Below are 25269 nucleotides of genomic sequence, written 5' to 3' on the forward strand. Positions count from 1 at the left end.
TTATTTATTTTAACGAGTATCTAATAGAGAAGTTGTACGAACGCATGGATGGATATACCCCCCAATCGGTCCCCATTCCTGTGGCTCCTCCGGTGAGCCTAAAGTTGCCCTCGGGATCTATTCCGTTGTAGTTTGTAATGGTAAATAGATTTGTCCCGGAGACGGAAAGATCGATGTAACCGCCGAATACTCTTTTGGATAATTCATTCGGAACGCGATAGTTAAGCCGTATCAGGGAGACTTTCAGGTAGTCTGCTTTCGAAATCCAGAAATCTGAAAAGGTATTTGACGAGCCTTGACCAAAGGACATCCTTGGCCATTGTGCAGCCCGATTTTCGGTAGTCCAGGAATCGAGTACATAATCTGGGTAGTTTTTAAGAAACAAGCCTGTGGTGTACCAGTTTGCAGAATTGGTATACCAGTATCTCGTCGCTCCATAGCTGTACACAAAATTGACATTGAGGGAAAGGTTTCCTTTGCGGAATGAGGTTCCGAACCCACCAAAAAATTTGGGTTGCGAATTGCCTAGAAAAGTCTTGTCATCGTTATTGACCAGTCCGTCGTTATTGATGTCTTCAAATCGTAGATCTCCTGGCCGAACGGTATTTGTGTTGTTCTGGTAGAATATTTTGGCTCCAGTAGTCGGATTTTGTTTGGAGAGGAGGTTGTATTCTTCCATGGATTGGTAGTATTGGCCGCTCCATTTGAATCCGTACCAGCTTCCCAATGGCATGCCTTCTTCCATCCGGATAGCCAGCGCATTGGCCGCATATAGATCCATGAATTTGTCTACGCCGTTGATTTTCTTGACGATCGCTTTATTGCCCGCGATATTAAAATTAAGGGACCATACCATATCCCGCTTGCGTATCACATCACCCTGTATGCCGAATTCGAGACCGCTGTTCTGGATATTGGCGATGTTTTCCTTTACGGATATAAATGAACTGCTGGAAGGGATGTTCTTGTTGTAGATGACATCGCTCGTCTGCTTATCATAGTAACCAATAGAACCGTTTATCCGGTTGTGGAGCAGGGCGAAGTCAAGACCGATTTCCCAGGTTTTTGTTTTCTCCCAGCGTAGGTTATTATTGCCCAATTGGAAGGGGGCGTACCCGGGCGACTCATCAAACTGTGCGGCCTGGTATAATGAACGCCAATCGTTATTGCCTAGAACCTGGGAGCCTGAAACGCCCAGTGAGCTGCGTATTTTTAGCTGGTTGAATAGTTCGGGATCTAAGAAACGCATGAATTTTTCCTTGTTGAGCATCCAGGCGATACCTCCGGAAGGGAAGTAGGCCCAGCGCTTGTCGGGACCGAAACGGGATGATCCATCGGTACGGAAGGTACCGGTTAGGATGTACTTGTCGTCAAATTTGTAATTTAATCTGGAGAAGCCCGAAACCATGGCCGTAGACGTATGTGAGGAAGTGGGTTTCATCGCGGTGGCCCCACTGGTCAGGTTGGTCATGATGTACTGGTCGGGAAAGTTTTGGGCGCCGGCAGCGAAGTTTTTGGTAGCCCCATTTTCCATGGAGAAACCGATCATGGCAGAAAGGTCGTGCAGTGTGCCGAACTTTTTGTTATAGCTTGCTATGTTCTCAAATATCCAATTGGCCATTTCCATCTGGGATATATTGGCCTGCCCTTTATGGGTCGAGTTTACAGTGCCTTCGGTCTGGAATCGGTCTGAAAAGCTTTGGCTATAGGAGATCGCAATGGAAGATTTGACAAACAGGTTGGGACTGAAGTTATACTGTAAGTAGGTGTTGCCATTTAATCCCTTACGCTCGTTATAATTGCGGTTCGCTAATGTAGTGAGTGGATTTTCTTCGTAGTAGCCCGGGATAAATATTTTTCCGTTTTCATCGTACATCGGGAAATCAGGCCGGAAGTTCCAGATTTTTTCAAGCATCCCGTCTTGGTTATTCTGTTTGTTTAGGGATCCGTTGAAATTGAGCCCTACGGTAAGTTTGTCCATTATCTTGGCGTCAAAGTTGATCCGTCCCGTAAAGCCATTTCGGTCAGAGCCTTTGATAATACCCTGTTGCATAGGCATGCCGAATGCAATAAAATAATTGTTGGTAGGGGTGCTGCCACGGAGTGATACATCGAGCTTCTTCTCATTGGAGGTGCGGGTCATTTCGTCCCACCAATTGGTATTGCCATCGAGGAAAGCATTGGATAAGAAGGGAGCAGATAGGTAATCGACTTCGGTACCGGTTTTTGCTTGGGAGGCATCGAGTATGGTGCTGATGCTGCCTGTCGTCGGAATGGTCCCGGTGGTGTAATAATAGTTACGTGCGGCATCGGTAATGACGCGTTTGAATTCTTCGGTTTTGAGGGTTCGGAAGCTATCTCTTTGTTTTTGAAAACCGTAGTTGAAGCTGGCATCCAGTTGGGGTGTCTGTATTCTATTCCCTTTTTTAGTGGTTACGATGATGACACCATTGGCCGCCCGCGAACCATAGATAGCCGTCGCCGAAGCATCCTTCAGGATGTCTATGGTCTCTACATCGCCCACATTGAGATCGTAGAGGATATCGCCGATATCATTGCCGTTGACATTGTACTGCGGGATACCGTCTATTACCCATAGGGGCTGGCTGTTGCCGGTCAAGGAAGTGGTACCGCGGATATTGACGGATACGCCCGCACCGGGAGCGCCACTGCTGATCTGTACGTTGACCCCCGCGGCTTTTCCCTGTATCATGGAGGCAATATCCTGATGTGGAGCGAAGCCTTCGAGTTCTTTGGCATTAAGCTGTACTACGGATCCGGTGAGGTCTGACTGTTTGGTCTGGCCGTAACCTACATTCAGGATTACCTCTTCCAGCTCGTTTTCTCGATCCTGAAGGATGACATTGGCCAGCTTTTTGGAAATCGGTAGCTCTATGGAAGCGTAGTTGATATGCGTGATGATGACGGTTTTGTAATCGTCACGGATGGGAACGCTGAATTTTCCATTTGCGTCCGAATGGGTATTAAACGGTGTGTTTTTGACGCGGATATTGGCCCCGGATATGGGGTTGCCTTTGCTGTCAAATACATAGCCGCTAATATGGGTCTGGACGAGACTGCCTGTCACGGTAGGAGAAGTGACCTTGATGGCTTCATTCTCTAAGGTAAATTGAAGGTCGGTCTGTTTGGAAATATTTTCTAGGACAAGCTTCAGCGGGGTGTTTTCACACCTTATGCTATACTTTTTACTGTCGTCAATGATCTTGTCCGAGAAGAAGAAGTCGATGTTGGTCTGCTTTCTTATTTCCTTGAATATTTCTCTTAAGGAACTGTTCTGTTTTTCCAACGTTACTTTTTGTGCAAAGGTGGACGCGTTGAGCTGAAAAACAAAAGCCACTAGAAATGTGATGATATTCAATTTCATGATAAGTATTTTATACTTTTTTAGGCTTGGTATTATTATCATATATTTGTGAATAAGGTTAGTAAGATTCGTACTTGATGCTTTCTCAGGGCAGTACGAGTTAAATTAACATTTTATTAAATACATACTGGAGCGCCTGGCGTTCCAGTTTTTTTTGCGCTTATGATTTCTGTATCGTAATTCTCCTTTCTTTCATATCGATTTGGTAATTATATTGGTTGTTGCTGTTTATTGTTTCTAATAACTGAAGCAGGCTCTTTTGGCGGGATAGGATACCGGTGAAGGATTCTTTGGGATCGACCGAAGCGTCCAGTACAATGTCGATACCGTACCAGCGGGCGAGCAATGCAGTGACTTCTTTTATCGATTCACTTTCGAATATAAAGACATCCGTGGTCCAGGCACGGTCACTATCCAATGCGACTTGTCTATGTACGGAGGTCTCCCCACTGGATTTATTGTATTCGTAACTGTCGCCAGGCAGTAAGAAGGTAGACTCCTTGCCCTTGATAAGTTTTACTTTTCCTGTAAATAAGGAGACTCGGAGTTCGGGGACTTCTGGAGAAGCGTTGATATTGAAACTGGTACCCAGGACCTCGACTTGATGTGCTAAGAAGGAAACGCGAAAAGATGACTTTGGATCTGTGCGTTTGGAAATATCGAAAAAGGCTTCTCCTGTTAGACTTACCGATCGATGGGTGTCGGAGAAATCTTTGGGGATGCTTAGTTCTGATCCGCTATTCAGCATGACAGTCGAACCATCGGTAAGCTGTACCGTTAGATTATGCGAAAGGGGAGACTTTATTTTTATTTCGCGGCTGTCAGGGGAATGGAGTGCTAAAGTCACATCTGTACCTTCTAGCCGAATGTTTTGAAGATCGATCTTAATGTGTTTTTGTGTGGTATCTATGGCATAGTTGTGGCCACCAAATTGGATATACCCTTGGCCTACCTTTGGGTATACCTCGGCTAGTGCTGCATGTTCTGTATCTGATGGAGTGGATAGGAGATAGGTATAGAGGAGTCCGCTGATGGTACAGAATAGGAGAAGGCTCGCGGCGATGCGCAGGCCCATAGAAAAGGTGTGCTGCTTACTCGTGCGTGCAAACAAAGGTTTTCTGCTGCTTAACACATGTTCAAACCGGGCAGTGTCGATCTCTTTGCTCGTCGTCTCTTTTAAATAATGGGCATACCAGCTTTCAACTACTTCCTGTTCTTCGGGAGTACAATTGCCGGATAGGTAACGCTCAAATAGATCTTGTTTGTTAGTCATAATTCAGTCTGTATGCTATATATAAGACAAACCAAAATCGACTCGGTATACAAACTAATTCAAAAAAAATAATTTGATGTAGGGGATTTTCTTTTTTAATGTTTTGGTGATGCGAAAGACGGTGGTCTTGATCGTCTGTAAGGATAAGCCTAGATCGGCCGCAATGTCTTTGTAGCTTTCTTCATTGATACGGGCTCTGATAAAGATTTCTCGCGCTTTGGGAGGTAGGTTTTCGATTTCTCGATGTAGGATCTCGAGTATCTCTCCGTATTGTACGCGCTCTGCGAGACCACTGGAATGTTTTTCCTGAAAATCATATAGATGTTCCAGAAATTGGGACTTTCTATTGCTGCTGTTGATGTAGTTAATAGAGGCAAAACGTCCCATCTGGTATAAGTAGGCTTTGAAACTTTTGATTTCTTTGGGAAAGTCTTTCCATAGCCGCTCAAAGATATTATGGACGATATCTAGGGCCTCATCATCCTGCTGTACGATCTTATTGATCTGAAGGAAAAGGAACATCCAATGTCTATTGTACAACGCCGTGAAGGCCATTTGATTGCCTTGTTGGGTTTTTTTGACCAACTGATCATCATCATATGTATCATACACCTTCATTTTGGAAATGATCTTTCGAATAGATTAGTATAGACGTATTATTCGTCCAAGGGTTAGTTAATCAGAAGCAGCTCTGATATCTTTAGTATTAATATATTCAAACCTACATAAAATTGCCGTTAAACGCAATATAATTACGTCTTAATATAAATGAGAATTTTGTTCTGCTCTTCATTCATACGGATTTTTCATTTGGGGAATTGGTTTTATAAACCTGAATAATGGGACGTACTGTCCCGTATCGTATCATCTTGTTCCATCTAGTGCCATTACTTCCTATCGGTGCCATCATCTGCCTAGTTTAGCGCTTGATATCAGGAATAAATGCAGCATGCATGCACAATGGTTAAACTTTAAAAAACAATTAAATGGCTAGATTTTTAAAAGGAATTGTCGGAGCTTATTCCGGCAAAGTAGGTAGTGTGGTCGGCTCTAACTGGCGTAGCGTAGACTATGTCCGATCGGTGGCCCGACGTAGTAATAAAGCGGCTTCGGAGGATCAGCTGGCACAGCGCGCCCGGTTTGCATTGGGGGTGGGTTTTCTCTCGCCGATAAAGGATCTCCTTAACCTGGGGTACTCGGATCCGTTGCAGGGACGCTCTACGGGGTACAACAAGGCGCTGCAGCACCTGCTGTCGTACGGGGTGATCGGTACCTATCCGAGCCTAGAGCTGGACTATGGGTCAATTGTGGTGGCCAAGGGGGCGCTGTCCAATTTATTGGGAGTGGCCTGGACGGAGTCTGCTCCGCAGGAGATCAGCGTGAGCTGGAGTACGGAGGTAAACCGGTTCAACGCTTTTGCGGATGACTCGGTGATCCTCCTGATGTACAATAAGGAGAAGCGGTTTTTCAGTATCCTGGAATCGGCAACCCGCAACGATGGTACCATGAGCTTTAACTTTCCACCGGTCTATGCAGGCGATCATGTGGTAGGCTGGGTATTCACAGGGCACCGCGACGGGGTGAAGACCTCAGGAAGCTATTATCTGGGAGAGATCGTGGTTTCATAGTAGTTAGAGGGTGAGGAAAGTGAGGGAGGTGAGGAAAGCGGAGCCTGTACGTCACTGCGAGAGGTAAGTTTTTTAGCAAACACAAAGGAGGTCTAATGACAGTGCGTAACTTTAATCCGTCTTTGCGAGGATCCAGCCAGTAGGCGGAGACGAAGCAATCTTAAAAACGGCTTTACGATATATCGCTTATAGATCGCTTCGTGGCCTCGCGATGACGAGATGGATTTACGAACCGAGCTTGCGAGCTCACCATAGGTAATCTGTCATTGGTAGCCTGTGTCGCAGTGTCCCGAATTTACTTCGGGAAAGCAGTCTGTTTTTTTTTGGTACGGAAGTAACCATCATAACCATCATCATTTTCCTCACCTTCCTCACATAACAAAAAAAACATGCACAAAATTCTAAAGAAAATAAGCGCAGTGGTACAGTTGGTGCTGCTGGCGCCGGTCAAGCTGCCTGGAAAGGCGCTGAATATTATCAAGTATGTCGCTCTCGGATTGGGGGTGTTGGAGGCAATGACAGATGAAGGAGAGCCTGTCCCGAATTCACTTCGGGATGACAAGGGTGAGGGAGCGCCATGAGGCTAACGGTAAAACGTGTCAGGCAGGGAAAGAATAGTACCCTGTCTGAGATCTATCTAGATGACGAGTTTTTCTGCTATGGTCTGGAGGATCTGGTTCGGGAGGAGAAGATTAAGGGATCTACGGCTATTCCGGCAGGGACCTATACGCTTCGGCTGAATACCTATGGTGGGATGAACGCCCGCTACAAACGCAAATTCCCTACTATGCACCGCGGTATGATCGAGCTGATGGACGTGCCCCACTTCAAGTATATCTACATCCATATCGGCAACAACTTTGGCGATACCGCAGGCTGCCTGTTGGTCGGTGAGAGCTATACGAAAGACGAGGACGGAGATTATGTCCTGCACAGATCGGCTAAGGCGTATAGACGGTTGTATAGCCAGCTGGTTGATGCTGTAGGGAAGGGAGAAGCAGAGATAATTATTAATTATTAATGGTTAATGGTTAATGGGTGGGGAGTTATCAAGTGAAGGAAGTTAAGTCTTTACGTCACCTCGACCTTGTGGAGAGGTCTACAAACTGTATAGGATTAATATATAGCTTGTGGATCTCTCTATTCCGCTACGCTTCAATCGAGATGACGATTAGATAAATGGCATTACTTCATCATTTTTCTTACATGTATAACAAAAAAGATATGAAAATCAACGAAATCCGTGCAGGTACCCTAGGTGGTACGCTGTGCAGTATCTGGGCGTCTATTACGCTCGGAGACCTATTCCAGACCGTGATCATGGCGGCTCTGGGTACACTGGTGAGCTACGCGATGTCGCGCTTGTTGCAGCGAAAGAAGGAGTAGTATTTAGTACTTAGTTAGATTGGAGACTAGAGACTGAGTTAAATGAAGTCCCGAACTTGCTTAGGGATACTAGACTCTAAAAAGCAGGCCTCGAGTGTATCGGGGCTTGTTTTAGTTCGAAAAGCTCTATGAAGAAAGCTTATGATAGATAGTGTTTTTTTTATCACCGACTTTTTCTATTAAGCCCTGGTCTACACCATTTTTCAAGTCTCTACTTGCTGTAGCTGAGGAGAGATCTGTGAATTTTTTGAGATAGTCTTTGCGTGTAAAAGATGTATTAGTATGCGCCAAGAAAAATGCTAATCTGTCTGTACTATCGGGCTTTTTAACAGCGGTCTCGATAAGTTGATCGAGAGATTGGTTTATGATAGAGAGCATAAATTCAATGAATTTTGTTGACTTACCTTCATTGTCGGATGTGGATAGTGCCTCATAGTATTGTTCCTGATTCTTTGCTATGAGTGTTTCGAATGATAGAAATTCAAATATGGGAAAATCTTTCATTAAAATGAGCGTCTGCCAAAGCCTGCCCATGCGGCCATTGCCATCGATAAAGGGGTGGATAAACTCCATCTCATAATGAAAAACACAGCTCTTGATAAGTGTTAGTTCTGTTTTATCCTTAAGATAAAGAAATAGGTCTTTCATAAGGAATGCAACATTCTGAGCTGGGGGGGCTACGTGTTGTACTTGACTACCCTTTATTATGCCAACACCCTGGATCCGATATTTTCCAGGAGACTCAATTAAACCTTGCATAAGATATTTATGAGACTTTAGAAAATCTCTTTCTGAATGAAATTTGAATTCACTCAATTTCTTATAAACTTCAAGTGCATTTAAAACTTCTTTAATATCTTTCTCGGGGCCCAATACACGCTTCTTATCAATGATAGCAGTGATCTGAGCCTCGGTTAGTGTATTCCCTTCAATGCTTAGCGAAGAGTGTATAGTTTTGATTTGATTTTGCTTCCGAAGAGTAGGACTTTGCTTGATGAGATGCTTAGCATTTACCTCACCTATTTTTATAGAAATAGTAGATATTAAGTTTAGTATAAGTGCTGTGACGTCGTAAGGTGGTTTCATTATTACTAAAGTGATACTATCATTTGATACTATCAAAGGTATGTTTTTTTTATTAGAATTAAAGAGGTTAGCTAGTATTGAGTAATGGGTATCAGGATGCCAGCTTGAACTCGTCTAGATCCGCTTGAGTAAGATGTAAGTCAAAATCTTCGATATTGATAAAGCCCTTAGAGGCAATCCGACTTTTCACTTGATGGACTTCTTTTAGCTCTTGGGTTGATCCATTGGCTTCCTTAAGAATTATCTTTTTTCCCTGTACAACTTGTATAGGCAATTCTAATGCTGTAGAAATTCTATATGCAGTAGATGAAGCCTTTTTCGCAGCTTTTGAAATTAGCTTTCTTTCTTCTTCTTTGTTCAATCTCTTTGAAATTGTACTCATGATGCCTCCTTTAAAAAACTTGCTTAAATATACCAATTATGTTGATAGTATGCAGTTTTTAAGTGTCTAGGTGGGGATAGGGAGACGCTGGGATTGAATGGTAAGGTTACTTGATTTTTCCAGAATTTTAAGTCGTCAACTGCTAAAGTTCACAAGAAAATTTTAAAAAAATAATTTACGCTTGCATTTTATCTATTAATAATTATATTTGTAGTACATAACAACATTAAATCGTTTTGCGACGATTGGTTATGAATCAATTATAAGAATATTAAGCAGGAATTGTAAACCTAAAACGGCAGTTATGCAAGCTAATTATTTACGTTACCTTACAGTTATTTTGTTTTTCAGCATGTGCTTTATGCAGTCATGCAACAAACACTTTAATGAATATTACCATCCAAAGAGTACTTTGGGAAATAGCATAATAGGTATTTTGGAAGAAAAAGGAGAGTATGGTGTGTTCCTCTCGCTGATAGACAAAGCAGATTTACGGAAATCTTTGAGCGAATCCGCTATTTATACCTGTCTAGCACCTAAGGATGATTTTGTTAAAGAGTATTTCCTCGATAAACTGAAGTACAATTCGTTGGATCAGGTACCTTTGGCCGAAGTACGTGCATATATAAATTACCATTTTATTAATGGTATGTACTATACCTATGATTTAGAGAAGCGTTATGCATCGACGCAGAGTGCGATTAGTAAGAGTAGGATCACTAACTATAAAACCAGGAGTGAGGGTAAGAACGTCGGTAAAAACCTCCGTATCCTAACGCCATCCTTCTTTGCAGGACAAGCGAGTGACTTTGAATATATGTATGGCGAGGGTGACGGAGCGGCATATTATGTGGAGGGCGTAAAAATATCGGCAACTGAATACGACATTGATGCCCGTAATGGGGTGGTACATGTTTTGGATGCTCCTTTGTTTCCGACGCTGCGTACGGATCTGGCCTTGGCAAATGACCCTGATCTTTCTATTTTTAGCCGATGGGTGGAGCGTCACGCTCAATATGTGCTAGGCGATGTAGACGAAAATGGCAATGTGGATACTACCTTGTATAAAAACTTTTCCTTTGGCCGAAATCTAGCCGATGAGAACACCTTGTCAACCTTATTTGCCCCCACCAATGAAGCTATAGCAGCATACTTTGAACCTTATATGGATATTCTGGATAATACCTTGGATTCGGTACCTCCGCATGTGATGTATTCTATTATCCGATCCAGTGTGCACGCTAATCTCTGGTATCACTCTGATCTGGTAAGAAATGACCCGCAGTGGAATGCATTGACTGGTTTTATACGTTTTGGCAACCCGGTGTTGGAATCGATAGAAGGAATGACGCCGGCCAGCAACTCCTTTATATATAAAACCAATCGGTTAATGGAATCGCCAGAAATGAGTAGCGTCCGATCTGGCATCATGATGAAATACAAGGAATACAGCCAATGGTTTTGGATGATGACAAATAAGGGATTGGGTTCGGGCTTGGTCGACGTATTGTTCTACCAGCACAGTCCGAAGACGCTCTTGGTACAGTCGGATGAAAGTTGGGGATCTCCTTTTGCCCAGGATATGGATGCTGTAGCGCTCGAAGCAAGATTAAAGGAATGTAAAACAGGAATATTTCATTTTGATGCGCATGCAGACGGGGGCTTTAAAAAGCGGTTTTATCCGACGGATGAAGGATACATCCTCTATGACAACAACAAATTTTACGATTATACGGGCCACGCGGTGAATTTGCTAACGTCGTCTCCGGTATGGGCCAAACCTACAGGAGCTATCTATGAGATCGATGGTTTTCTGAAACCGCTGGATCGCTTGGACACGGAAAATACAGTATGGAAAGAAATTCAATCCAATACCAATCTTTCCAGTTTTAAGTCGCTGGTGGATAAAGCGCTGATGGCTGGAGAGTTGCAGCTGACAGGTTTTTTTACCTACTCGGTCTTTGCGCCTTCCAATGCAGCAATCAGCGCAGCAGGGATAAACGTGGCTACAATCAGTGCAGATGCTGCTAAAGCTATTGTGAACAGGCATATCGTCACTAACAGACATTTATTTACGGATGGAGTGTTCAATGGCCAGTTGGCAAATAAAAAGGGGGAGTACCTCACCTTCTCGGGAGCATGGGATACCTTCCGGATACAGTATCAGGCAAATGTAGCTGCCACTTTGCCAACCGCTAGCAATATGCAGGGAAGCAACGGTGTAGTGCATATAGTCAACAAAGTATTATAACCTAAATAGCCTATAAATATGTACAAGCATATTAATTTGAAAAGTATTATCTGCCTATTGGTACAGTTGTTTATTCTCTCGGCTTTTGCACAACAGAAGCAGCTGACAGGAAAAGTGTACGAACAAGCGCTCTCTAATCCATTTGCACAAGTGTCAATTCTTTTCGTAAGTAGTTCTGATCTAATTCTAACGGCTTACAAAAGCGAAAAAGATGGCAGTTTTCAGGTCAATATTCCGGTCAATGCTACCAAAGTAGTGTTTTCTACGGTGGGTTATCTAAAGCAGGAATTTCATCTCGCTACGGTGTCGGGACGGCTAAATGTTGTCATGAAAATAGATGATAAACAGATTGAAGAGGTCGAGATCGTGGCAAACGCAAAACCGGATGCCGATCTGGGGTTTGTCAATATCAATAAAAGAGAGCTTTCGAGTTCGATAGCATCTATCGACATGAAGGGTATCGAAAACCTTCCTGTGGTATCGGTCGATCAGTTTCTACAGGGAATGGCTCCAGGTCTGCAAGTGGTATCTAATAGCGGCGACCCGGGCGCTGCCGCTTCCATCCGGATACGGGGGATATCGAGTATTTCCGGTATCAACGATCCATTATGGATCATTGATGGTGCAGAGGTGATCGGAAATAATTATTCGGTGCAGAGTATTTCGGATTTTGGATTTAGTCCAATAGGTGATCTTGATCCGTCGGATATCGCCTCTATAGATATCTTGAAAGATGCTTCGGCGACGGCATTGTATGGATCCAAAGGTGCCAACGGGGTAATCGTAATACGCACAAAACGCGGCAAACGTGGTAAACCGGTATTTAATTTTAATGGACGATTTACCTTGTCTGAAGTGCCGCGCAGTATCCCAATGTTGAATGGAGACGAGCATAGGATATACTCGATCGAACGTTGGACTGGTGGAAGTGATGACGGTTCGGCATTGCCCGAGCTGCGTGGAGATATGACACGTGCGGATGCCTGGAAATTTAATAATAACACCGATTGGCTGAAAGCGATAAGCCGTACCGGAATCTATCAGCAATACAATACCTCGCTGAGTGGTGGTGGTGATCGTATAAACTATTACTGGGGGCTGGGCTATACCAACCAATATGGTACCACCAAAGGAACTGGATATGATCGTTTCAACACCCGATTTAACATGAATTATCGCGTGTCCGATAAATTGTCGATCACAGCAGATTTAACTTACACAAATTCGCTGACGGACAAACGCGGTACAAGACATCCGTACGATATCAATGCGAATAATGAAATGAATCCGCTGCGGCTAGCCAGACAGATTCCAGCTTATTTTCCGATGTACTCTAAGAATGGACTGGATTATTTCGTGGACCGCAATGCAGGCGTTTCCTTTTATTCCCGATTTAATCCGCTAGCACTGATTGATTATTCCCAATTTCTATCTAAAGCAAACCGGCTGATGGCCTCGACAAGTATCAACTATAAGATTTTATCAAACCTGGAATTTACGACACAGGTATCTACCGATTTTAGGGAGGCCTCAGACGATTATTTCTTGCCTAGTTATGCGACGGATGCGATCCCTGGAGAAAGTACCTACAATGCGGGGATGCAATCGGAAGGGTATCAACTCTTGGTGAATAATGTCAATAAGCTCATGTGGAAGCCTATTGATAAGGAAAAGCACCGGCTTACGGTCACCGGGGTAGCCAATCTGAGCATCGATAAGAGCAACAATATGGAAATACGCTACTTTAACGGAGCATCTCCGCAGTTGCGCTCGGCTGATGCCTCTGCGCGAATAAGTGCCATTAATGGAGGATATACGGACCAACGGTATCTCGGAATGTTTGTACAGGGACACTACGCCTTATTGGATCGCTACTTTCTGACTGTAACTGGAAAGACGGAGGGGGATTCGCGTTATGGCAATGAAAATGCCTATACGATATTTCCGGCAATAGGAGCTGCATGGGATATGACACGCGAGCGGGCAATCCGAAATGCCGAATGGATATCGACCTTAAAACCTCGTTTTGCTTTTGGTATCACGGGTAATCTGCCTAAAATAGCTAACATCTATGACATTGCGTATGCCACGAAAATCGGATACATGGGACAGACCTATATATACCCGGATAAATTTGCCTACGAAAATATTAAAGAGGAAAGGACAACAGAGTATAATCTGGGACTCGACTTTGGATTTCTAAAAGATCGGATCACGGGCCAATTTGATATCTACAAGCGCACGACAAACGACCTCTTATTAAAAGAGTCGCTGTCCAGTACCTTGGGATACGCCAACCAGTACGTCAACTTCGGTACGGTAGAAAATTCGGGAATAGAGCTTGGCGTTACGGTGGATGTACTAAGAGGAGGTAAGGATAGGCCACGATTGAAATCGTTCTTTAATATTGCGCTTAATAGGAATAAACTGATCAAGCTTCCCGAGAATTTTGATGCGGCATCTTTTGCTGCTACTCGTAATGGCTTTGCTTCCAAACTGCAAGAAGGTGATGTGATTGGAGGATTTTATGGCTATCGGGCGCTTGGGGTATATGCTCGTGATGAAGATGCATACCTCAAGGATGCACAGGGAAACCTAATCTATGAAGCAGACGGCAGTACGCCAAAGATAATGCGTTATGGGTCGGTAACTGGTCATCAGTTTAAGGGGGGAGATATGATCTATGCAGATATCAACGGTGATGGGGTGATTAATCAGTTGGACCGAGTGCAGATCGGAAATGCAAACCCGACCTTCTTCGGTGGGTGGAACAATACATTGAGCTACAATAAGTATACACTGGCTGTCAATCTACAGTATCAATTTGGTAATGACATCATCAATGGTACCCGGATGATCATGGAGGAAATGTCGGATTCGAAAAATCAGGCGCAATCGATTCTGTCGCGTTGGAGAAGACAAGGGGATGTGACCGATATGCCTAAAGCACAGCCTAGCAGCGTGTGGAATAGTGTAGCGTCGACCAGATGGGTGGAAGATGGATCCTATGTACGTCTCAAGTCGGTATCTTTTACCTATGAGGCTGGCGACCTGTTGAAACGATGGGGATTGAAACAGTTGAGTTTTTTTGTAACAGGTTATAATCTGTTAACGTGGACCAACTATCTGGGTGTAGATCCAGAGGTGCCCATCAAAGGGTCGGTGTATCTATTCGGAATAGACGATAGCTACACTGCGCCACCGAAGCAGTACACTTTTGGATTTAGATTTAATTTATAGCGTTTTAGAGGATAAGAAAATGAATCGTATTACAGGATATTTAATGGTATTGTCAACCCTCTTTTTGGGGGGCTGTGACAAGTTTCTAAATGTAGAGGTGCCAGACAATTTGGTACACGATGAGTATTGGCAGAATAGAGAGCAGGTATTGGCTTCTAGAAATGGTATGTACGCTGCGTTGCATAATAATATCAATATTTTTCAAGTCTGGGGCGATATCCGATCGAGTCTGTACACGCCTGGCCCTGGCGAATCTTTTACATCCGACTATAGGCAGTTTATGGTTCATGATATCTATCCGACTAATGGATTGGTGAGATGGGGGACTGTCTATACAGGGATCACCTGGATCAATTCGTTTATAAAGAATGCGCCAGCAGCATTACAACGAGACCAGACTTTTAAGGAAAGTGAACTGCAGATGATGATGGGAGAGGCCTATGCACTGCGTGCACTTAGTTATTTCTATTTGGTACGCGCATTCAAAGAGGTGCCTATTATTGAAGAACCTTATGAATCGGATGCGCAAAAGTTCAATACGGCGGCAAGTAGCGAAGAAGAGGTGCTGAATTTTATCGAACAGGATCTGGAACGTGCACTCGCTACGACTGCTACTGATTTTGAGAATGTAAACGATCGATACGGCCGCATAACCAAGAACGCAGTGCGCGCCATATGGGCTGATGTGAAATTGTGGCGAAACCAATATCAGGCTTGTCTGGATCTGTGTGCTCAACTAGAAGGGTATCGTAATCGGATGGTCGAACCGAAAGACTGGTTTACGCTATTCAACCCTGGAAACTCTAGCGAAAGTATTTTCGAGTACCAATATATGCAGACGGGTTTTTCTTCTCCGGTATACGGCTGGTTTGGACACTTTCAGGCAGCGAGCACGGGAGCCAAATACATGGCTAATCCAACGAATATCGGGATCAATGGCTTAGAGTTGTATCCGCCTACAGATCTCCTGAATTGGAGTGCAGATACGGTACGGCTCAAGGATTTTTCCACATTTCGTCAGTCTCCGGTGAGCTATTCTGGCGGCTCTGGATTTGAAGTTTATAAAATGGTAGGACAGACACCATACGTAACGAGTTATAGACCTATTACCGGACGCAATATGAATTATATATTCTATCGTTATCGTGAGGTGTTATTTATGGAGGCGGAGGCGCTAGCGATGCTCAATAGGTATCAGGAAGCTGAAGAACGAATCAACCTGATCAGGACAAAGTGTGATATTCCAGAGCTAAGCCCTGGCGCAATGGGGGGCGGCGAAGAGTTTATGCGCTATCTCTTGATGGAGCGCGAGTTTGAATTGGGATTTGAGGGTAAAGAATGGTTTGTGGCCACGCGTGTGGCTAGGAGGCAGGGAATGGAGGGGGTACTGCTTGAAAAATCGTCGGAGAATAATCCGCTGGGTATCCAATATCAAGTCGTACGCGCACGGTTGCTGAATCCAGAAAGCTGGTTCTTGCCTTACCATGAAACGGAACTGGAAAATAACAAGTCCTTGGTACAGAAGGATTATTACAAAAACAAATAGACTGGGACTAAAACGAAAGGATATGGTTAAGTATAGTACACTTTTTATTGGAGGATTTATAGCATGCTGTATGCTTCTATGCATTCAGGCATGTAAAGATAAATTTTCGGATGCGCGTTATGATTCTACAGATGAAATACAGATCATGGACTATCTGGATACCAGAGAGGATCTAAGCATATTTAGAGAGATGATCGATCATGTAGGGCAGCGTAACTTATTGAAAACCGCCGGCTCGTATACCGTGTTCGCTCCGACAAATGCTGCTTTTGAAAAGCTCTTTGAAACATTAACACTGGAAGGTAAGCCTATTAAGAAGGTGACCGATGCTCCTGCGGACTATTGGTTGCGATTTTTTAGGTATCATATATTAGACAAAAAAGTCAATACGAATGTATTTATCCATGGTCCGCTGCCTTCACCAACAGCGTATCAAGGTAAGTACCTTATAGCGGATATAAGTGGTTCTTACGAATCGATACGATTGAATAATGTCGCTACTATTAAAGAAAGCAACATTAACTTTAATAATGGGTTTGTCAATGTATTAGACGCTGTACTACCACCTCCCACAGCATCGGTATATGAGATGATGGTCCAATCGGGTAAATATAATACGATGCTTTCCATCTTTGAGGAGACGGACTTGATTGACTATCTGAAAGATAGTATTGTGACCGTCCTGGTGGAGAGTGATGACGCATTGAATAGAAGCAAATTCAATAAAGATGATATCAAAAACCTGAAGGATTGGGCATCTTATCATATCATCCCGGATTCTGGATATTACCTCAATCTGCTCACCGCACAACGTTTCTATCCATTGTACAAAAAGGAGGCTTTGTCGTTCTCGGTGGATACTTATGGGCAGTATAAGGTGAATGGTAAATACAAATTTAACCAAACTGCCCAGTATGGTATAGACAAAATAGGTAAGAATGGGATATACCATAGTCTGGATACCGTGTTGGAGATCGTAGCGGCGGTACCGTCTAGGATAAGACTCAACTTATACCCGCCAGGAAGCAGCTATGGTGCACAAAATGTCTTTACCCAGGCCCCGGCATCTATAAGGCTTAATAATGGTACACAAAGTTATCATCAGGACAAAAAGCCGATGATCGTGCAGTTTGATGCGACACAGGCTGGAGACTATTTCTGGATGACCGTACCGGATGTACCCGCCGGAAAGTATAGAATAAGACTGACACAGCGCCTCAATGCGCAGAGAGGTAAATTCATGACTATTTATAATGATAAGATCGTGAAGGACATTATCGATTTTTCTAAAAAAGACGGCGATTTTGAAGAGTATAATTATTTCGCGTTTAATTATTGTGGCGATATCGAAGTGGAAGAGCGGTCGGATGTCAAATTAAATTTTGTATTTATGGATTTTGGGTCAAACAAATCACCAAGCTATTGTTGCGACCTGTTGTTAGATATTCTTGAACTGATCCCTATTAACTAAAAGTCTGAGTTCTGATTTATGAATAAGAGAAAAAAAATAGTATCGTCTTGTGTTGTAGCTTTGCTGGTCAGTAATATGCTGTGCGCCCAACAAACAGACAACCTCGATAGCGTAAGGATATCGAATCTCCATCTTTCGACCGTATCTATAGTTGGCAAACTCTACAGTCTGCCCAAGGTAGCTGTGATGGATAATGGTAATGTAGGAGCGAGTCCGGTACTGATGTTGCGTGGCGTAAATAGTATAAACCTGTCGAGTAGTCCATTGGTGTATATTGATGGAATTCCGCTGCGCTATACAGGGTCTAATCCCACTTTTTTGTCCACCTATGAACCGGATAGGCTTAGTTTCTTAAACCCTTATGAGGTAGCCGGAATCGGTATATTGCCTTCGGGAGTCTATCTGCCTAAAATCGGAGGTCGTGGTGCCAACGGTGCATTGGATATCCGAACGGAGAGGGGAGAATTCGGTGGTACCAAAGTAGATTTTAGTGCTAATTATGGAATTAATAGGGCCGATTATAATGTGCCTCGATTGGATGCCAGTAGTATGAAGTCTTATCTGTGGTCGAGAATGGGTGAGGAAGGAATGACAAACCAGCAGCTAGACCAACATCCTATATTCTCGCCGACAAATCTTTTGTACAACAACCAGACGGACTGGTTGGATCTGATACGGAAGCAGGGTGTATTTCAAGACTATCACCTCAAGCTCAAGGGCGGGGATGGCGATGCCAACTACTTGTTTGCAGTGGGATATACCAATAAAGAGGGCACCATTAAGAATACGGATTTTGAACGTATAGGTATCCGCTTTAACCTGGATTATCAATTATCTACCAAGGTAAGTATCTACAATAATCTATCGTACACGAATACCAGTGGGCATTATAAAGAATTTGGGTCGGACTATACTACGCATCCAATATATGTGGCCAGCGCCAAAGCTCCGTTTATGGGGACCCATTACCGCAATGAGAATGGCGAACAAAGTAGGATACTCGCAGCAGTAGATACGCTGGGATTTAGTAATCCGCTGGCATTGGTAGATAATCTGACCAATAAGAATCAATTTAACCGGATTGATGGGGTGATGGGCGTAAATTGGAATCTCGCAGAATCCTGGAACTTGAATTCTGATCTTTCGGTTTCTTACTTTAACTTGTCCGAAAAGCAATATAGACCTGCCCTAGGCATTGTTCCTGATTTGTACCGTGTGCGTCAAAATTCGCAAAGAAGCTCTAGCGAATTTTACTTAAACTGGAACTCCAGACTGTCCAAAAAGGGGAAGGTAGCGGAGGCTATCGCATACGAAGCAGCGATACAAGCTGCAGTGGAAACCTATGAAGAGAAAGCAATCTATGGTAGGAAAGTAAATGCTGGTACAGACGATTTTGAAACCTTGGCACAAGGGATAGTCGATAGTGCCTCCAATACACGTTATCGCTCAAATCTGATGACATACATGGCGCAGGGAGCTATCTTGTGGAATGACCGCATTGGCGTAAATGCATCTGTCAATGTGCAAGGGTCGTCCAATTTTGGAGCTAATGCGCGATGGAATATCTATCCGACAGTACAGGCTACGGCTTACATCTGGGGAAAGAAAACGCAAAATAAATTGGATCTTGGGTTGGGATATGATCGTACGGGCAATCATGAAGTAAGGGGTTTTTATCACTACAATCAATATTATCCGGTCAATTACTTCGGCTTTGGTGGAGTTTACCTTGGAAATATTGGAAACCCGGATTTACGCCCTGAAATAACAGATACTTATGAGATCAAAGCAAATATTCATCCTTTTGGGAACCGTGTACATCTAGGTTTCGGTTATTATTACAAACTGACAAAAGATCTAATCACCCATAGGGCTACACGGAAGGAACTCGGAATAGAAGGTCTATTCGAAAATGCGGGCAAGGTGGAAAATAAAGGATTGGAGATAGCAATGTCAGCCCAACTTGTACAGAATAGTGACGTGAAATGGAATATGTCGGCCGCACTGTCTACCTTAACGAACAGAGTCACGGCACTGCCTAACGGTGATATCGAACAGTATCTAGGCAACAACATAGGTTTGGCCCGTGAAGGAGAAGCTTTGGGATCTTTTTATGGTTACAAGGTAACAGGTGTGTTTCAACGTGAAGAGCAGGTAGATCTCAATAAATCCGATGGTACACCTTATCATGCAGGAGACTACATCATAGAGGACATCAATAATGATGGTAAAATCAATACGCTGGATAGGCAGGTGCTGGGCTCGCCGTTACCGCGCTTCTTTGGACATGTGTCTACTGATTTTAGTTATAAGCAATGGGGTATCTCTGCATTGGTCAATTTTGTGCAGGGATCCGATATCTATAATAGTTTTAAGCAACAGATGCATCTTATGAGCGACTATGCAAATCAGGATCCTGCAGTGATGAACAGATGGCGGTCTGAAAATGAAACCGGAGACGGTTTAAGCAGAGCGGTAGTGGGTGATCCTTCTTCTAATGGGGCAACTTCGTCGTTGTGGGTAGAAGATGGAAGTTATCTTAAGTTAAAGAATGTGACGTTGCATTATGAGATCGTAGCAGGTACCAAGCAGTTATTTTTTAAAAGGATAAGAGTCTATTTGAGCGGAGACAATTTATGGACATTAACCAATTACACAGGTTTTGACCCAGAGGTCAATGGCCTTAATAGTCCAATGCTACGTAATATTGATTTTGGTGCCCCACCATTAGGGCGTACGTACAAGCTTGGAATAAAGGCCTCATTTTAATATAGATTTATAAGGATAATGATAATTATATACATATGGAATATAGAAAAATAGTCGGATGTATAGTGCTCTTTTTGTTACTATCGGGCTTTCTTAGCTCTTGCTCTGACTTCTTTGAGGTCGAACCTTATGAAGCCGTCGTCGAAGAGGATTTTTATAAGAGTCAAAAGGATTTAAATGCTTCGGCATTGGGGATGTATGCGCCTTTGAGTAAAGATGTGCACAAGTTTCTCCTCTGGGGGGATGCCAGGGCTGATATGGTCACGACGGGACAGAGTGAACCTGCCCCTTATGTGAATGAGTTTGTGATAAATAATGTGAGTGTACAAAACCCTTATGCCGATTACGGTAGTATTTATGAGACGATAGCGCGATGCAATCGACAATTGGAACGTGTGTATGACGTGGTAGGTAAGGACGATAAGTTATTGCCTAAAAGTGCGAACGCTTATTATGCCGAAGCACTGCTGTTGCGTGCAATCTGTTATTATTACCTTTTACGGACTTTTGAAAGTTTTCCCATAATCCGTTCGGATTACGCAGAGGAAATTTCTTACGTGGACCAACAGGGAAAAACCGTGAATCGTAAGACATCCGAGCTATCTGCTGGTGAAATTGAGGACCTGCTTCAATTTCCGGAAGATAAACAGGAGGTGTGGCGAATGATTTACAACGATGCAATTGCAGTATTGGGAATGCTGCCGCTGAACTTTCAATGGAATAATGAAACGTTGCCTGCCGAGGAACGATATGGGCGTGTGTCACAGCCTACAGCAGCTACATTTGCCGCAGAGTTGGCAATTTGGCTTGGTGAATTTCAGACGGCTTCGGCCTTTTGTAATTCGCCTATAGTCAATAACCAGCATTCATTAGGTACTGCTGGCGCTTGGCCCAATCAGTTTACCGGAAGTTATGCCGCGCAGCACAGTATGTTTTTACTGGGATATCGATTTGATAATAGTTTTGAAACGAATAGGTTGCAAGAGTTTACCTCAAATATCGCCGCAGAAGGCGGGAAGTATTATCTAAAGCCTGCGTCGCAGACGATAAACACTATTTTCTCTTACGAAAGCAGCGATGTAAGAACCAATTTTAGCTTTAAGGTGTTTGGACAGGATACGGTAATATGGAAGTATATCGGACTGGATAATGTTTCTTCTAGACGTCCGGCTTATCGAAGTATCGCGAGTTGGCAGATTTACAGGTCGGCAGATGCCTGGCTTCTAAAGGCATTGGCCGATTTACATCTGAACGATTTCGCCTCAGCTTTTAATTTTGTCAATATGGTCAGAGAAGCCCGTGGATTGGTAAAGTACCTCCCAACCGATATTGATTACACCGATAAGAATCTTATGCTACAGGTGATATTTACCGAACGTGCCAGGGAATTTGCTTTTGAAGGTAAACGATGGTATGACCTCATGTTATGGTCTAAATTGTCGGGACGTAATATGCTCGCGGAAAAGGTGGCCGCAAAATATGAAGGAACGCTGAAAAATGAAGTTTTCCAAAAATTACAGGATGAAAAGAATTGGTATTTACCTGTCAATTGATACTATTATGATCAGAACAACGCTAAAGCGATTAAATATGAAGACAATATTACAGCATTTGATGTATTGTTGCGTAGGTGTGCTATTACTTAGTGCTTGCTATAAAGAACAGCATTGGGATTTTCCCGGGCCATTTGAAGAGGAAGTCATAGTGCCGGATAGTCTACCTTTTCCGTTTGATGCTAACAGAGAAGCGGGCATTTGGTTGATGAAAGAAGGGCAGCCTTTTCACGAAAAGGTGCTCTTTAAAGGGTTTACAGATTACTACGCAGGCGGCGATACCCTATCTTGGCTGTCGCAACCGGATGGTATGCGCCTAATCCAACATCGCAATCCCTATCCAGTGACTAATGCCGATCATGTAGGGGGACGCGAAAATAGCTATCGCAATAATTATGTAGTTTCTAAATACTTTGTGCCTGTGGGCAAAGGGAAAAGTTTCTATATGTATTTTAAGGCTACCATAGGAACATTCAACGGTACGGCTGCGGGAATCGTATTGGGGAGCAGTTGGGAAAATGGTAAAGAGTTCATCTTTGGATTTGATGGTTTTTCAAATGTCGCACCCCAGTTCTTTCTGGATCTTTATGAAAAAACCTTTAGTGTAAATCCAGCGGCGGGTTGGCCTACGGTAAATGAGGTAATAACACCCGGGATGCCCGCAGAGTTTGAAACTGTTATTGTCGATAACCTATTTTATATCAAAGTGAACGGGGTACTTTGTTTTAAGATGCAACTTCCTGAACAACAGCTTTTCTATTACACGCCGAGTATACGTCCGTGGCGAAATTTTATGACGGTACACGATTTCTATATGGAAGCCCCTGAATCTTATACGGTAGACTACGCTTTTCATCATAAGGAGTTTGACTACAATTTTATCCAACGTCCAGCGCTTTCCACTACAGCTAATGGAGATATTCTTTTATTTGCCGAAGGAAGGGGCGACTATATCGACGCCTATCAACGTATTGCACAAAATACGAGAGCGATAGGTAATACCGATATCATCTTAAGGAAGTCTGTAGATGGAGGCAATACATGGAGTAAAGATATTGCGGTATTGGCAGGCGAAAATTCTACGGACACCTATGCAAATCCTCAGGTGGTAAAAACAAGTAATGGCACGTTAATCTTGCAATACAGTAAATTATTCTATACAAGATCTGCTAATAATTATATCATAGATCCAAATCGACAGATCATTTATCAACGTAGTTCGACAGACAATGGCGTAACTTGGTCGCCAGAAATTAATATAACGGAACAGTTAAGAAGTACTGTTGTAGATCTGCAGCATGTGGCAGGACATGGTATAGCGCTCCGACAAGCTGCACGTAAGGATCGACTGGTTATGCCCCTTAACGCGGGGACTAATCAAGTACGTGTGGTATATTCTGATGATATGGGGGCTACCTGGAAGGTAGCAGGTGCAATCTCTGGAACAAATCTGCGTAATCCCTCTGTTGTGGAGCTGAATGATGGTCGATTAATGATGCTATTGTCCCACACAAGTGTGACTCCTAGGAATAAAATGGTAAGTTACAGCACTGATGGCGGTGCGACATGGACTGCTGCAACGTCTTATGCAAATGGATTGGCTACGGGAGATTTTGGGCATACATTTCCTGCAGTTTTACTTGGAGATGATAGTGGTAAGTTGTACTGTGCAACGCCTTTAAGCAGAGGGACGGACCCTCGGTCTTATGGCATGAGCCCTGTGTATGCCAACTCGCCTACACTTTATGCCAGTGATAATCAGGGGCAGTCGTTTAACAGTTTAGGAGCTCTATTTAACAAGATGACGTACAACACTTATCTCGTGCCTGTGGGTAATATGGATGCGGTGGTTTTACCATCTGGTAAAGTGCTTATCGCAACAGAAGGAGGAATAAATACACCATTTGAAGGAATAGTAACCTATAAAAAGTAAGATTTACAAGTTATGAAGGATACGTGTTATTTGATGAGCAGAATTGCTCCAATCATCATAGGACTGCTTGTCGCGGTGACGTTGTCTTGTACAGATAAGGATACAGGAATGGCTGCTGTGATGAATTTTGAAAAGCCAGAATATCAACCCGGTGAAAATGTCGATAATACAATTGTCAAAGAAACGGTTCGGGTATTCGAACAAGGAAAAGAAGGGTATCATTCGTATCGGATACCGAGCATAACAACAGCGCCAAACGGATCATTGATTGCAATGGCCGAGGGACGAAAGCTCACGAGTCTGGATTATGGTGATATCGATATTGTGGCGAAGACATCTACCGATAAGGGGAAGACGTGGAGCGCATTAAGGGTGCTGGTTCATGAAGGCGAAGGTACTTGGGGAAACCCAACGGTGGTGACAGATTACATTAAGGGCCGGATTTGGGTTTTTATGTCCTGGAATTCGGAATTGCATAGTCAAAGTGGGGGAAGCTTCAACGGTAAGAATTACGCTGCGGTTACGAAATGGGGAGATCGTAGGGTGTTTAGTATTTTCAGTGATGATAGTGGCGCGACTTGGTCAACTGCGGCCGATCGTACAGAAGAATTGGTTCCAAAGGATTTTGTATGGGATGCTGTGGGACCGGGAAGTGGTATCCAAATTGAAAATGGCCCCAATCAGGGACGCCTGATCATACCCGCGGGTGAACGAAATATCTACAGTGATGATCATGGCACGACATGGAAATATCAACGTATTCCGAAAAATACATTTGAAGGATCTATCGTAGAATTAAGTAGTGGATTATTATTGCGCAACGATAGAGCGGTAGCAGGCACCTGGAGCAAAGGAAGGTTTAGATATGTTTCTAAAGGTTCGATAGAAGGTGGGTTTGCTAACTTTAGTGCTGACGCTAACCTGATTGATCCCAGGTGTCAGGGGTCGATATTGCGGCTGTCGTACACGCCAAACCTTATTGCTTTTATAAATCCAGCTCGTAATGAAGGGGAGACTATGCCGTATCGATGTAATATGACTTTACGATTGAGCGCCGATGATGGAAAGTCCTGGTTTGTCTCCAAAGCGCTGACCTATCCAGGAATAGCACAGGGGCAGCTGTGCGCATTAGGATACGGTGGATATACGAGTATGTCGCGTATCAGTAACGATGAAATAGCACTGTTGGTGGAACAGGTCACTGATCCATCTGCAGGAGCAGCCATAAACAGAAAGCACGCTATCGATTTCCATCATATTAATCTGAATTGGATTCAGTCCGTAGATTAACAACGGCTGTTAACTGTTTTAATTCGTTAACGATTTGTTTATATTAGCTATTCGAATATCAATACTTTTATGTTAT

The 25269-nt window shown here is 43.4% G+C and carries 17 protein-coding genes; 12 read left to right on the forward strand and 5 right to left on the reverse strand.

Annotation, left to right across the window (positions count from 1 at the left end; all coding sequences use genetic code 11):
• Nucleotides 1–4: 4 nt before the first annotated feature.
• The 3 genes from B5X76_RS19600 to B5X76_RS19610 all read right to left on the reverse strand — a co-directional run bounded on the left by B5X76_RS19600 (nt 5) and on the right by B5X76_RS19610 (nt 5276).
• Nucleotides 5–3385: a SusC/RagA family TonB-linked outer membrane protein gene (locus tag B5X76_RS19600; RefSeq protein ID WP_176141141.1), complete on the reverse strand. Its 3381-nt coding sequence runs from the start codon at nt 3383–3385 to the stop codon at nt 5–7.
• Nucleotides 3386–3545: 160 nt separating this feature from the next.
• On the reverse strand, nt 3546–4658 hold the full coding sequence (locus tag B5X76_RS19605) for a FecR family protein (RefSeq protein WP_079645625.1): 1113 nt from the start codon (nt 4656–4658) through the stop codon (nt 3546–3548).
• A gap of 54 nt (nt 4659–4712) precedes the next feature.
• Nucleotides 4713–5276: an RNA polymerase sigma factor gene (locus tag B5X76_RS19610; protein ID WP_079645626.1), complete on the reverse strand. Its 564-nt coding sequence runs from the start codon at nt 5274–5276 to the stop codon at nt 4713–4715.
• Between the two features lie 368 nt (nt 5277–5644).
• Between B5X76_RS19610 and B5X76_RS19615 the strand changes: the two genes are divergently transcribed.
• The 4 genes from B5X76_RS19615 to B5X76_RS19630 all read left to right on the forward strand — a co-directional run bounded on the left by B5X76_RS19615 (nt 5645) and on the right by B5X76_RS19630 (nt 7672).
• Complete coding sequence (locus tag B5X76_RS19615; RefSeq protein WP_079645627.1) at nt 5645–6286, forward strand: DUF6266 family protein; 642 nt, start codon at nt 5645–5647, stop codon at nt 6284–6286.
• A gap of 389 nt (nt 6287–6675) precedes the next feature.
• Nucleotides 6676–6867 (forward strand): hypothetical protein, encoded by a 192-nt coding sequence (locus tag B5X76_RS19620; protein WP_079645628.1) that lies wholly within the window; start codon nt 6676–6678, stop codon nt 6865–6867.
• Nucleotides 6864–7307: a DUF5675 family protein gene (locus tag B5X76_RS19625; protein WP_079645629.1), complete on the forward strand. Its 444-nt coding sequence runs from the start codon at nt 6864–6866 to the stop codon at nt 7305–7307. Before B5X76_RS19620 ends, B5X76_RS19625 begins: the two co-directional genes overlap by 4 nt.
• Nucleotides 7308–7465: 158 nt before the next feature.
• On the forward strand, nt 7466–7672 hold the full coding sequence (locus tag B5X76_RS19630) for a hypothetical protein (protein ID WP_139375413.1): 207 nt from the start codon (nt 7466–7468) through the stop codon (nt 7670–7672).
• Between the two features lie 126 nt (nt 7673–7798).
• On the opposite strand, the gene B5X76_RS19635 is transcribed toward B5X76_RS19630, so the two are convergent.
• Nucleotides 7799–8794, reverse strand: coding sequence for a Fic family protein (locus B5X76_RS19635; RefSeq protein ID WP_245801098.1), 996 nt, complete (start codon nt 8792–8794; stop codon nt 7799–7801).
• Between the two features lie 55 nt (nt 8795–8849).
• Nucleotides 8850–9140 (reverse strand): hypothetical protein, encoded by a 291-nt coding sequence (locus B5X76_RS19640; protein WP_079645632.1) that lies wholly within the window; start codon nt 9138–9140, stop codon nt 8850–8852.
• A 304-nt stretch (nt 9141–9444) separates the two neighbouring features.
• Here B5X76_RS19640 and B5X76_RS19645 point away from each other — a divergent pair, with 304 nt between their 5' ends.
• Genes B5X76_RS19645 through B5X76_RS19680 form a run of 8 tightly spaced genes read left to right on the forward strand, consistent with a single transcriptional unit; the run spans nt 9445 to nt 25193 of the window.
• The gene (locus B5X76_RS19645; RefSeq protein WP_079645633.1) at nt 9445–11391 is read left to right on the forward strand and encodes a fasciclin domain-containing protein; all 1947 of its coding nucleotides are present in this window, start codon (nt 9445–9447) and stop codon (nt 11389–11391) included.
• Between the two features lie 18 nt (nt 11392–11409).
• Nucleotides 11410–14631 (forward strand): SusC/RagA family TonB-linked outer membrane protein, encoded by a 3222-nt coding sequence (locus B5X76_RS19650; RefSeq protein ID WP_079645634.1) that lies wholly within the window; start codon nt 11410–11412, stop codon nt 14629–14631.
• Nucleotides 14632–14650: 19 nt separating this feature from the next.
• Complete coding sequence (locus B5X76_RS19655) at nt 14651–16177, forward strand: RagB/SusD family nutrient uptake outer membrane protein (RefSeq protein ID WP_079645635.1); 1527 nt, start codon at nt 14651–14653, stop codon at nt 16175–16177.
• 22 nt (nt 16178–16199) lie between these two features.
• Nucleotides 16200–17648, forward strand: a complete 1449-nt coding sequence (locus tag B5X76_RS19660; protein WP_139375414.1) for a fasciclin domain-containing protein — start codon at nt 16200–16202, stop codon at nt 17646–17648.
• 18 nt (nt 17649–17666) lie between these two features.
• Nucleotides 17667–20417, forward strand: coding sequence for a SusC/RagA family TonB-linked outer membrane protein (locus tag B5X76_RS19665; RefSeq protein WP_079645637.1), 2751 nt, complete (start codon nt 17667–17669; stop codon nt 20415–20417).
• Between the two features lie 35 nt (nt 20418–20452).
• Nucleotides 20453–21970, forward strand: coding sequence for a RagB/SusD family nutrient uptake outer membrane protein (locus B5X76_RS19670; RefSeq protein WP_079645638.1), 1518 nt, complete (start codon nt 20453–20455; stop codon nt 21968–21970).
• Nucleotides 21971–22007: 37 nt separating this feature from the next.
• A complete protein-coding gene (locus B5X76_RS19675) occupies nt 22008–23903 on the forward strand; it encodes a sialidase family protein (protein ID WP_176141142.1) in 1896 nt (631 codons plus the stop codon).
• Between the two features lie 12 nt (nt 23904–23915).
• Nucleotides 23916–25193 (forward strand): sialidase family protein, encoded by a 1278-nt coding sequence (locus B5X76_RS19680; RefSeq protein WP_079645640.1) that lies wholly within the window; start codon nt 23916–23918, stop codon nt 25191–25193.
• The last annotated feature ends 76 nt before the right edge of the window (nt 25194–25269 follow it).

The organism is Sphingobacterium nematocida (assembly GCF_900168125.1).
Classification (GTDB): domain Bacteria; phylum Bacteroidota; class Bacteroidia; order Sphingobacteriales; family Sphingobacteriaceae; genus Sphingobacterium; species Sphingobacterium nematocida.

Coding starts and splice junctions, on each gene's coding strand:
- B5X76_RS19640 (WP_079645632.1), bottom strand. CDS start 9,140: ATGAGTACAATTTCAAAGAGATTGAACAAAGAAGAAGAAAGAAAGCTA.
- B5X76_RS19645 (WP_079645633.1), top strand. CDS start 9,445: ATGCAAGCTAATTATTTACGTTACCTTACAGTTATTTTGTTTTTCAGC.
- B5X76_RS19615 (WP_079645627.1), top strand. CDS start 5,645: ATGGCTAGATTTTTAAAAGGAATTGTCGGAGCTTATTCCGGCAAAGTA.
- B5X76_RS19610 (WP_079645626.1), bottom strand. CDS start 5,276: ATGAAGGTGTATGATACATATGATGATGATCAGTTGGTCAAAAAAACC.
- B5X76_RS19670 (WP_079645638.1), top strand. CDS start 20,453: ATGGAATATAGAAAAATAGTCGGATGTATAGTGCTCTTTTTGTTACTA.
- B5X76_RS19620 (WP_079645628.1), top strand. CDS start 6,676: ATGCACAAAATTCTAAAGAAAATAAGCGCAGTGGTACAGTTGGTGCTG.
- B5X76_RS19675 (WP_176141142.1), top strand. CDS start 22,008: ATGAAGACAATATTACAGCATTTGATGTATTGTTGCGTAGGTGTGCTA.
- B5X76_RS19605 (WP_079645625.1), bottom strand. CDS start 4,658: ATGACTAACAAACAAGATCTATTTGAGCGTTACCTATCCGGCAATTGT.
- B5X76_RS19655 (WP_079645635.1), top strand. CDS start 14,651: ATGAATCGTATTACAGGATATTTAATGGTATTGTCAACCCTCTTTTTG.
- B5X76_RS19625 (WP_079645629.1), top strand. CDS start 6,864: ATGAGGCTAACGGTAAAACGTGTCAGGCAGGGAAAGAATAGTACCCTG.
- B5X76_RS19650 (WP_079645634.1), top strand. CDS start 11,410: ATGTACAAGCATATTAATTTGAAAAGTATTATCTGCCTATTGGTACAG.
- B5X76_RS19630 (WP_139375413.1), top strand. CDS start 7,466: ATGGCATTACTTCATCATTTTTCTTACATGTATAACAAAAAAGATATG.
- B5X76_RS19680 (WP_079645640.1), top strand. CDS start 23,916: ATGAAGGATACGTGTTATTTGATGAGCAGAATTGCTCCAATCATCATA.
- B5X76_RS19665 (WP_079645637.1), top strand. CDS start 17,667: ATGAATAAGAGAAAAAAAATAGTATCGTCTTGTGTTGTAGCTTTGCTG.
- B5X76_RS19600 (WP_176141141.1), bottom strand. CDS start 3,385: ATGAAATTGAATATCATCACATTTCTAGTGGCTTTTGTTTTTCAGCTC.
- B5X76_RS19660 (WP_139375414.1), top strand. CDS start 16,200: ATGGTTAAGTATAGTACACTTTTTATTGGAGGATTTATAGCATGCTGT.